Source organism: Enterococcus sp. LJL120, assembly GCF_054871765.1.
Window position 1 is genome coordinate 1 of record NZ_JBTXLV010000042.1, and the last position, 1,027, is coordinate 1,027.

The 1,027-nt window shown below is 39.6% G+C and carries 1 protein-coding gene; it reads right to left on the reverse strand.

What is annotated here, in order from left to right:
- Positions 1-970: DUF916 and DUF3324 domain-containing protein (locus tag ACYSNU_RS18920; protein WP_461738619.1), on the reverse strand; the 970-nt coding region annotated here is incomplete at its 3' end.
- Positions 971-1,027 lie beyond the last annotated feature (57 nt).

Consider the following 1,027-nt stretch of genomic DNA (forward strand, 5'->3'; position numbering starts at 1 on the left):
AGATATAAAACCAAGAAGGTAAGGTCAACTTAAACACAGTCTCATCATTCATTTCTTTAGCCTTCTCAGCACTTATGGTAAATTCTTGTTCAAGTTCCCACTCGTGTAGATTACTTTGCGCACTGACTCGAGCAATATACGTACCACTTGGTATCGCATCTATTCCCCAATCGACCGGATAGGTAAACTGACTGTTAGGTGCAATCGATCCTTTGTTCATCGATTGTGTTTTTACAACCGCACCACTTTCTTTATCTACTATTTCAATCTTCATTGAAAAATCTGAAATGACCTGAGACTCAGGATTTTCAAACGTTAATCCAATCGTTTTTTGTAGCCTAAGGAGCTCTGGCTCAGCGCTAAGCAAATTCAATGTCTGTCCTCGGCTATAATCAACCGCTCCATCCCCAGACGCTATGATTCCAATTCTGTACGCATATTGACTGTTTACAGCATCCGTCGATTCTTCTTCTGTCACCTTCTCAAAATAGACTGCTCCAATCTTTGCGCCTGTATAACTCTCGGCTGGAGGAGAAACCGTAAGCGTCACTTCCTTCGTCTCTTCTGGAGCTACTTCTATTTCGGTTTGATCAATAGACGTTATTTCTTCTAAGGAGTTCACTAATGTACTATTATTTTCTTTTCCAGCGACATAATCAATCGTGGCTTCTTCACTTGTGACAGCATTTGCGACATACACTTTAATTTTTACCGATTCAGATCCGGTTCCTGTCACTTTCACTTTTAATTCTTGTGGCTGGCCGGGTTCCGTTTTAATAAAGAAGAACGTTTTATTCTGATCAATTTGGGTATCGGGGCGTACAGCTTCGACCGAGAACCCTAACGGGTCTTCCGTATCTGCTGCATGAACTCTAGTAGGCATCAGAATAGTTATGAATAGGAAGAAAAAAAGAAGAACAAACGATTTCCATAGGTAGTTCACATGAATGGTTGAGTTTATTTTATACATAATTCCGTAGTACTCTCCTAATATTTTGTGATATAATTACATCTTGTTTTAGTTAAG